This is a genomic window from Streptomyces lycii, from assembly GCF_009735685.1.
Taxonomy (GTDB): Bacteria; Actinomycetota; Actinomycetes; order Streptomycetales; family Streptomycetaceae; genus Streptomyces; species Streptomyces lycii.
On record NZ_WHPN01000001.1, the window covers coordinates 1 to 8912 of the forward strand.

The window sequence follows — 8912 nt, forward strand, 5'->3', positions numbered from 1 at the left end:
GCGTGGTGCGCCACCGCGTGCGTCACGGCGCCCAGGCGCGGCGCCGGGCCGCCGCCCCGGCCGGCGACCAGCAGAACCGCCCCCGGGGAGACCCGCACCAGCGCCTCGGCGGGGGAGAACAGCCGCACGTCGGGCAGGACGTCCGCGTCCGGGAACGTTTTCCGCCAGGGGCGCAGCGCGTCGTCCAGGAGTTGCACCTCGTGGTCCTCCCAGCCGCCGCGTTCCTCCTCCAGGACGTCGTACGGCGTCCAGGGCACGGTGTACGGCGCGGGCAGGCACCAGGCGTGCACGGCCCGCAGCCGGGCTCCGTGCCGCAGCGCCGCCTCGAAGGCGAACCGCAGGGCCCCGGCGTCCGGGCGGCGGGCGTCCACTCCGACGACGACCTCCGGTCCGGGCCCGTGGACGGCGGCGCCCGGAACGGCGTCGTGCCGGCCCACCTCCCGGCCCGCACGGTCCCGTCCGGCGGCGTACGGGCCCGCGAGCTCCCCGCCGTCGAGATCCCCGCCGTTATGGTCCCCGCCGTCGAGGTCGCCGCCGTCGAGGTCCCGGGCTGAGGCGTCCGGGTCCGTGGCACAGGGGTCCGTGGCGTACGGGCCCGGCGCTTCCCGGTCCGCGGCGGCCCGGTCCGCGGCGTCCCGGCCGCCCCCGGCCCCCTTCTCGGTGGCCGCCCGGCCCGTGGCGCCCCCGTCCGCCGCCGGTGACGGCGGCACCAGGACGACCGGGCAGGGCGCCCGGCCCGCGGCCTCCAGTGCCACGGACCCGACCGCGAGGCCCTCGAAGCCGCCGAGTCCGCGGGTGCCGAGCACGAGCAGTTCCGCCGAGGCGCCCGCACCGCTCAGCACCTCCGCGGCGTCCCCGGTCACCCGCGCACCGGAGACGGACGCGCCGGTGCCGTGCCGGGCGGCGGCCTCCGCCGTGTGCCGCACCATGCGCTCCGCTCCGCGCCGCCACTCCCCCACGCCGCGCAGCGGCGGCCGGGCCTGCGGTTCCGGCGGTTCGGCGTGCAGCAGGCGGAGAGCCGTCCCGCGCGCCGCCGCCTCGCCGGCGGCCCAGACGGCGGCCGCGCGGCCGCCCTCGGAGCCGTCCACCCCGGCGATCACATGCTCCGTCACCGCATCCCTGCCTCTCTCAGTCCCGCCCTCGGGCCGCTCAGCCGCTCCTCGGCACGGCTCCCCCTCATCTGCCCCGCGCGCGACCGCGGGACACCGGGTGCTGCCCTGCCGAGGGCGTGCGGCGGACGTGCCGCGGCCCCGGCCGGCTGGTGAGCCGGCCGGGGCCGTGAGTCCCGCGGGGCGGTCAGAGTGCTCTGAGGCCGTTGATCACATCGCGCAGGATGTCCTCGTCCGGCAGCTCCGCCGGAGGCACCGGGCGGGAGACCCGGACCAGCTCGGCGTCGATGAGGTCGCCGATCAGGACCCGGATCACCCCGACCGGGAGATCCAGCGCGGAGCCGAGTTCCGCGACGGACTGCGGCACGTCCCGGCACAGTTCGACGATGTCGACATGCTCCGGGGAGAGGTCCTGGTCCACGGCGGCCGCGCCGTCACGGAAGACCGGATCCTCCCTGTCCTGGGCGACGACCACGGCGATCAGGTCGAGCTTGTCCTTCGCCGCGCTCCGGGTGCGGCCGCGCGTCATCGCGTACGGCCGCACGACCGGCCCGGCCGCGTCGTCGAACCAGCGTGCTTCGTCCTGGTCGTCTGCGCTCATGTCACCCCGTCACCCTCCGACGGGCCGGTCGGCGCGCGGAGCGGTGGCCATGTGCACACCGACCCGCTTGACCAGCAGGGTCATCTCGTAGGCGACCTGGCCGACGTCCGAGTCCGCGTCGGCGAGCACGGCGAGGCAGCTGCCGTCACCGGCCGCGGTGACGAACAGGAAGGCGTCGTCGAGCTCGACGACCGTCTGCCGGACGCTGCCCGCGTCGAAGTGCCGGCCGACACCCTTGGCGAGGCTGTGGAACCCGGAGGCCACGGCGGCCAGATGCTCCCCGTCCTCCCGTGTCAGGCCCTGCGAGGCGCCGGTCGGCAGGCCGTCGCCGGACAGCACGAGCGCTTTGCGGATGCTGCCGACGCGCTCGACCAGCTCGTCGAGCAGCCAGCTCAGTCCGCCCGCTCCGCTCGGCTTGCCGTCGTGTCCCGTGGCGTGCGGTGCGGTCATCGACCGTCCCCCTCAGATGTCGTTCCTGGTGCTGTGTCCCCCGCGGTTCCGGTGTCGTCACCGGAGTGGGCCCGGCCGCGCTGCCAACCTCGCTGGAGTGAGGCCATCCGCGACCTCACCTCCTCGGCGTCGCGCTCGGGCTCGGGGTCCGCGGGTCGTTGCTGTTCCGCCCGCTGTGCGGGCTCCTCCTTCAGCTGCGGGGCGAGACTGGCCTGGCGTACCCGCCGGGGCAGTCCGCCGAGCGGCCGCGGGCCGCCGTCGTCCTCCGGCCGGGGGCGTCCGCCGCCCGGCTCCGCGCCCCGGCGTCCCGCGGTGTCGACGGGGCGGCCGTGGTCGGAGACCAGCAGAGGGCGGCGGCGCGGCAGGGACGAGGGCTCGGCCGGCCCGCCGTCCGTGCCCGCGTGTCCCGCGGAGACGTCGTCGTCGGCCTGCTGGTGCTGCTCCGCGGCCGGTACGGGCGCCGGGCCGGGCCGGCGCGCGATCCGCTTCCGGGACCGGAAGATGCCGCCCTCGTCGTCGTCCTCGCCCGTCTCCAGGGGGTCGACGGGCGCCTCCAGTTCCACCGGCCCGTCGAGTGCGGGCACAGGCTGCGACGGGGCGCCGCTCAGCGGCACCGGCACCTGCGCGAGCGCCGCCATCCGGCCGCCGGCCGGGGCCGCGATCTCACCGGTCGACCCGGAGGTCTCCGAGGCGTCGCCGAGGGTGCCCGAGGGCTTCTCGGTGAGCAGGGTCGCCGGGATGAACACGACGGCGGTGACGCCTCCGTACGGGGACGTCTGGAGCGACACCCGCACGCCGAGCCGCTGGGCGAGCCGGCTGACGACGAACAGGCCGAGCCGGTCGGTGTCGGACAGCTCGAACTCGGGCGTCTCCGCCAGCCGCAGGTTGGCGTCGAGCAGTGCCTCGGGGGCCATGCCCAGGCCGCGGTCGTGGATCTCCAGGGTGAAGCCGTTGGCCGCGCGCCCGCCGAGCACCTGCACCGCGGTGTGCGGGGGCGAGAAGACGGTGGCGTTCTCCAGCAGCTCCGCGACCAGGTGCGTGAGGTCGGCGACGGCGGGACCGTTCACGGCGAGCCGCGGCAGCCGCCGCACCTCGATCCGCTCGTAGTCCTCGACCTCGGCCACAGCGGCCCGGACGACGTCCATCAGCTGGATCGGCCGGCGCCACTGCCGGGACGGTGCCGCGCCGGAGAGGATGACGAGACCCTCGGCGTGCCGCCGCATACGGGTCGTCAGGTGGTCGAGCTTGAACAGGTCGGCCAGCTCGTCGGTGTCCTCGGTGCGCCGTTCCATGGCGTCGAGGAGGGTCAGCTGGCGGTGCAGCAGGACCTGGTTGCGGCGGGCGAGGTTCACGAACACCTCGGAGACCCCGCGGCGCATGTCGGACTGCTTCACGGCCGCTTCGACGGCGGCCCGCTGCAGGGTGTTGAGCGCCTGCCCGACCTGGCCCATCTCGTCCTGGCCGTATTCCAGGCGCGGTGCCTCGGTCTCGACGTCGACGGTCTCGCCCGCGGCGAGCCGGCGCATGACGGCGGGCAGCCGGACGCCGGACACCTCGTGGGCGTCCTTGCGCAGCCGCGTCAGGTCACGGACGAGCCCGCGGCCGATCCGGAAGGAGACGATGACGGAGACCACCACGAGGACGAACCCGAGCACGGCGACGGCGGCGGCGCCCAGCACGACCTTCATGACCTGCGGCTCGACCCGGTCCTGGTACCGGCCGATGGTTTCGACGCCCATCCGGTCCAGGGATTCCAGGGCGTCGCTCGTCGCGGCCTCCCAGCGCTCGGCGTTGACGGTGGCCGCGGCCTCCGGGCCGGTCCGGATGACGCGTTCTTCGGTGGCCCGCAGGGCGGCGGTGTCGGAGCCCGACCAGAACTTCTCGTAGCGTTCGCGCTCGCTGCCGGGCAGCTGCGGCAGGTTCAGCCGGTAGAGCATCTTGCGGTCGGCGACCCGGTCCGCGAACGTCCGTACGTCCTTCTCCGTCATGGTGCCGGCGGTGAGGGCGGAGGCGAGGAGGGCGTCCTCCCGGGACAACGCCTCGCGGGCCCGGATGTTGCCGATGACGGCGCGGCCCTCCTGGTCGAGTTCCAGCTCGTCCAGGGCGTAGGCGTGCAGCGCCAGCAGCAGGTTGTGGCAGGGCTCGACGAGTTCGTTGTACGCGGCGAAGGCGTCGTCGCGGGAGATCGTGCCCTCTTCGGCCTTCCGCCGGATGCCGTCGAGCTCGTCCAGCCCGTCGAGGATCTCGGTGACCTGCTGGTCGGAACCGGAATCGGAGTGGATCTTGTCCGCGACGTCCGCGCCGCGGAGGGCGTCCCGCAGCCGGGCCGCGGCCCGGTCGGTGACGTCCTCCTGGCTGTGCAGCCGGGACAGCGCGTCCGACTCCCGGGGGTCGGCGAGATAGACCAGCGTCAGCCGGCGCTCCTCCTGCATTCTCTGCGCGAGATTCTCGGCCGGAATACCGACCTTCTCGATGAGCGGGCTGATGTCCAGAAGCCGCTTGGCGTCACTGCCTGTGATGACCGTCGCCAAAGCCCACACAGAGGTCAGGGACACCAGCGGCACCAGAAGCAGCCCCACGATCTTCCTGCGGATCGACTTCCCGCGAAAGCGCATGGCCTCCCCTACGTCAACCCCAGCACGCCGGGGGTGGTGTTCCTCCTGCAAACGGCGCGAGCCTACTACTGGTAGAGGGACAACTCGAAGGCCAGTCCGATGCTTCACCGGTGCGGGGGCACACGGCTTCCGGAGTTCTCGGGCGATTCCAGGACATCGTTTCCATGCCTGTGGCACAGGACACGCGACCGAAATTGGCCGAGAATCTCGCGTACGGGACCTGAAACCCGGTACGGCGGGAACCTCCGGCGCGTCCCGGTCGTGATCTCCTGCGAGGGGGCGCTCGCGATGTCGCCGCCCCGGCATCAGTTTTCGGATGGGCGCGTGGCGGGCAGCCGCCGGAGTACCGGGCACCTCGCGCCCGGCACCACGGGTATCACCACGCGGGGGGAGTTGAAGGTCTGATGGACACCGAGGCGCAGCGCACGGCGGAGGTACCGGAGCGACGCACGGCGGACGTACCGGCCCGAGAACGTCCCGGAGCGGCTGCCGCGGAACATCGCGCGGAAGCGGCGGAGGAGGGTCCGGAACACCTCATCCCGGCGGACGGGTCGTTCGACGCCGTTCCGCCGCCCGGGCGGCGGAACGGGCGTTCCCTGTGGACGGTGGAGCCCGCCGTCCGCGCGCCCCTGCCCGATCCGGTGCGGACCGCCGCGGTGCGCGCGGTCATCATCGTCGCGGTGACGCTGATCATGGCGATGGTCGCGTTCCTGTGCACCCTGGCACAGGTCTGGTTCGCCTTCCCCGCGGTGCTCGGCACCGTCGGCGGGACCGTCGTCGCCACCTGGAGCGTCCTCGACGTGTGGATCACCCGGCAGGTCTGGAACCAGCGCAACGGCGTCGTGTCCGTGCCCAGCAGCACGGCGCGCGCGCTGCGCCGGGAGCGGCGGCGGGCCCGGCGCGCGGCCCGGGCGGCAGCCCGCGCCCGGCCACGGGGACGGGCAGGCCGGCTGTCCTCCGTATGACGGCCGGGGCGTGACAACCGGAACGTGACGGGCCCGGACATGACGACCCGGGACATGACGAACCGGGACATGACGGCCGGGACGCGGTGAACCGGGGCATGACGGCCGGGACTTGACGGCCGGGACGGCGCGGCGGACGGCGGGCGGACGCGGTGTGACGAGCCGCCCGCGCCGGACGTCCGCGCGGCGCCCTCAGCCGTTCGGCTCCCCGCCGGCCGTTTCCGCGTGCTCCCGCCGCCCCGGTGGTTCCTCCTGCGTCTCCGGCCGCCGCTGCCGCTCGGACTGCTCCCGCGGGTCCGGCCGCTGCTCCTCCCCGCCGGGACGATCCCGCCGCTCCGGGGCCTTGCCCGGGCCGGAGCCGGGGCCCGAACCGGCTTCCGGCGGGCGCCGGTACATCCTGGTCGCCGTGATCTCCCCGTGCACCGTCTCCTCCCCCGGGTCCTGTTTCGGCAGGCCGGGACGGAGATGCTCCTCGACACTGATGTACTTCAGCCCCGCCCTGAGGTCGGCGTCGTTCCGCAGCCTGATCACGAGCGGGAACTCGGCGAGCGCCGTGGTGTCGAACAGGCCCGTGGTGTAAAGCAGCTGCACGCCCAGGGCGTCGGCCACGGCCCGCTGGAGCTCCAGCAGATACGTGGCGTTGGCGCGGCCGATCGGATTGTCCAGGAAGAGCGTGCCCGCGTGCCGGTGCCTGTCGCGGCCCCGGTCGTTGCTGCGCAGGGCCGCCATCGTGCAGTAGAGGGCGATGGCGGCGGTGAGCAGCTGGCCGCCGGAGAAGACGTCACCCATCTGCCCGACGGGCACGCGTTCGGCGCGCAGCACCGCGTCCGGCTTGAGGATCTCGACCGTGACCCCGCGCGGCTGGAGCGCCGCGGCGACGCCCCGGAGCAGCAGGGACATGCCGTCGCGGCGCAGGTCGCTGTTCTTCCGGACCGCGCTGCGGGTGGCCTCGTCGATCACCTCGCCGAGCCGTTCGGTCAGCGTCGCCTGGTCCGGGTCGTCGAAGCGGATGCGGACGAACTCCTGGCCGGACCACTCCCCCAGGCCGTCGGGCAGCCGGGACAGCCGCTGGGCGGAGCGGAGGGTCGCCAGGGAGGACTCCACGAGCCCGCGCAGCCGGTCGACGATGCTGTCCCGGTTGCGCTCCAGCTGCTCCAGTTCGTCGGTGAGGACGCGCAGCCGGGGCGCGAAGGCGTCCTGCCAGGCCTGGGCGTGTTCGGGCAGGGCGGAGGCGGGCAGCTCCCGGATCTGCTGCCGGGCCGGGGTGCGGACCTGTTCGTAGCGGGTGGAGTTGGCGTGCCGGACCAGGACGTCACTCGCCTCGCGCACCGCCGCCTCGGCGGCCGAGAGGTCCGCCGCGCAGCCGCGCAGCGAACGGCGTGCCTCGGCCGCCGCCTGCCGAGCGTCGTCCGGCCCGCCGGGATACGGCTCGGGTGCCTCCTCGCCCTCGGCCTCCGCGGCGTGGGCCGGGTCGCGGAGCAGGTCGCGCAGGAGTGACGCCGTCTCGTCGAAGCCGCCCGCGGCGTCCTCGGCCGCCCGGTGGTCGCGCAGCAGCCCGGCGTGGGCCGCCCGCGCCTGCTCCAGCTCCTCCGTACGGGCGGCGAGTTCGGCGGTGGTGGCGCGCAGCAGGGTCTGGGCGTGCTCGGCGTCGGCGGGGACGAGCCCGGCGGGCAGCTCGGTGTGGGACTCCCCGCCGGCCGGGGCGAGCCGCTCGGCCTCGCCCCGGTACCGGCCGAGGCGTTCGCTGGCGGCCGAGGAGCGCGACTCCAGGAGCTGCACGAGGGATTCGGCGCGGGCGGCGGCCGCCTGCCGCGACGGGCCGTCGGCGCCGTCGGGGTCTTCCAGGAGCTGGGCGGCGCGGGTGCGGACCTTGTTCGTCAGCCGGTCGAGCTCGGCGCGGGCCGCGCTCTCGTCGCTCTCCGCCCGGGCCTGCTCGGCCCGCAGATCGGCGCCGACACCGACCTTCTCGTACAGCTGGGAGGCCGCCCGGTACGCCTCCCGCAGGTCCGGCAGGGCGGCTTTCCGTGCCCGGGGCCGCGGTTCGGCCGTGCCGGTGCCGTCCGGGTCCGCCGGATCCTCCGTGTGTTCCAGGACGCCCGCGATCTCGGCCCGCTCCGCCCGCAGGGTCCGGGCGGTGCGGCGGGCGTCGTCCGCGGTGCGCTGGGCGGCCCGGCGGTCCTCGTCGGAGGCCTGGGCCCGTTCCCAGCAGGCGGCGGCTCGTTCCTCGTACTCGCTCATCTCCTCGGCGAGTTCCCGCAGCCGGCTCTGCCAGCCCGCCCGCTCGCGGAGCCGGAAGGCCAGCCCGGCGAGGGCGTCGGCGGCCCGGCGGGCGCGCTGTCCCTCCTCCTGCCGGGCGTCGCGCACCGCTGCTGCCTCGGTGGCCGCCTCCTCGGCCTCGGCGCGGGCCGCGCGGGCCTCGGTGAGCCGGTCCCGCGCGGCGTCGGCGGACGCCCGGGCCGTCCGTGCCGCCTCGGCCAGTTCGGCCAGCCGCCCCTCCGGGCAGCCCGCCCGCCAGGACGAGATCCGGGCGGCGAGCGCCCGGTCCTCGGCGAGCCGGGCCGCGAGGGCGCGGATCTCCTCGTCCCGGTCGGCGGCGCGCGCCCGCAGCGCCTGCCGTTCGCCGTCGGCGGCGTGCTCGTCGTGCATGGCCGGGTTCGGCGGCACGAGGAACACCTCGGAGTGCGCCGCGCCGTGTGCGGGCGCGAGGAGCGCGGCGGCGGTGCCGACGGCCACGGCGGAACGCGGCAGGAGCGCCGCGCCGGCGAGGACCTCGCGGGCCCTGGCGTGGGTGGCCGGGTCGGTGATGACGACGCCGTCGACCAGTTCGGGCCGGGCCGCCAGCACGGCGGCGTGGTCCTCGGGGGCGACGGACTGGGCGAGATAGCGCCAGCCGGGCAGCGCCGGGATGCCCTGCTCGCCGAGATACTCGACGGCGGCCAGCACATCGGGGCCCGGCGGCAGCAGGCCGCCGTCGCCGAGGGCACCGAGGATCCGGGCGTCGTCGGCCGCGGCCGTCCTCAGCTCGAAGAGCTGCCGCTCGGCGGCGCCGACACCGGATTCGAGCAGCTCGCGCAGCGTTTCGGCGTTCCGGTCCAGCTCCTCCGCGGTGAGCGGCTCTCCGTCGGCGCCGGGCCCCGGCGCCGCCGGTCCGCGCGCGCCGCCCTCCGGGGCC

5 protein-coding genes and 1 pseudogene are annotated in these 8912 nt (G+C 75.6%); 1 reads left to right on the top strand and 5 read right to left on the bottom strand.

Annotated elements, in window-relative coordinates; all coding sequences use genetic code 11:
- The 4 genes from GCU69_RS00005 to GCU69_RS00020 form a co-directional block, all read right to left on the bottom strand.
- On the bottom strand, nt 1–1112 hold a 1112-nt coding region (locus tag GCU69_RS00005), incomplete at its 3' end, for a universal stress protein (protein WP_156204781.1).
- Nucleotides 1113–1296: 184 nt separating this feature from the next.
- A complete protein-coding gene (locus GCU69_RS00010; RefSeq protein WP_098750688.1) occupies nt 1297–1710 on the bottom strand; it encodes a DUF742 domain-containing protein in 414 nt (137 codons plus the stop codon).
- A 9-nt stretch (nt 1711–1719) separates the two neighbouring features.
- Nucleotides 1720–2160 carry a roadblock/LC7 domain-containing protein gene (locus GCU69_RS00015; protein ID WP_098750689.1) on the bottom strand — a complete coding sequence of 147 codons (441 nt, stop codon included), beginning with the start codon at nt 2158–2160 and terminating at the stop codon, nt 1720–1722.
- On the bottom strand, nt 2157–4775 hold the full coding sequence (locus GCU69_RS00020) for a nitrate- and nitrite sensing domain-containing protein (protein WP_098750690.1): 2619 nt from the start codon (nt 4773–4775) through the stop codon (nt 2157–2159). The genes GCU69_RS00015 and GCU69_RS00020 overlap by 4 nt, the downstream gene beginning before the upstream one ends.
- 404 nt (nt 4776–5179) lie before the next feature.
- Between GCU69_RS00020 and GCU69_RS00025 the strand changes: the two genes are divergently transcribed.
- Nucleotides 5180–5740, top strand: a complete 561-nt coding sequence (locus GCU69_RS00025; protein ID WP_170315740.1) for a hypothetical protein — start codon at nt 5180–5182, stop codon at nt 5738–5740.
- Between the two features lie 192 nt (nt 5741–5932).
- On the opposite strand, the pseudogene GCU69_RS33120 reads toward GCU69_RS00025, so the two are convergent.
- Nucleotides 5933–8912, bottom strand: a pseudogene (locus GCU69_RS33120) (hypothetical protein); the annotation flags it as partial.

Bases quoted from the DNA above. Each gene is read 5' to 3' on its own strand.
- GCU69_RS00025 (WP_170315740.1), top strand. From the start codon at position 5,180: ATGGACACCGAGGCGCAGCGCACGGCGGAGGTACCGGAGCGACGCACG.
- GCU69_RS00010 (WP_098750688.1), bottom strand. From the start codon at position 1,710: ATGAGCGCAGACGACCAGGACGAAGCACGCTGGTTCGACGACGCGGCC.
- GCU69_RS00020 (WP_098750690.1), bottom strand. From the start codon at position 4,775: ATGCGCTTTCGCGGGAAGTCGATCCGCAGGAAGATCGTGGGGCTGCTT.
- GCU69_RS00015 (WP_098750689.1), bottom strand. From the start codon at position 2,160: ATGACCGCACCGCACGCCACGGGACACGACGGCAAGCCGAGCGGAGCG.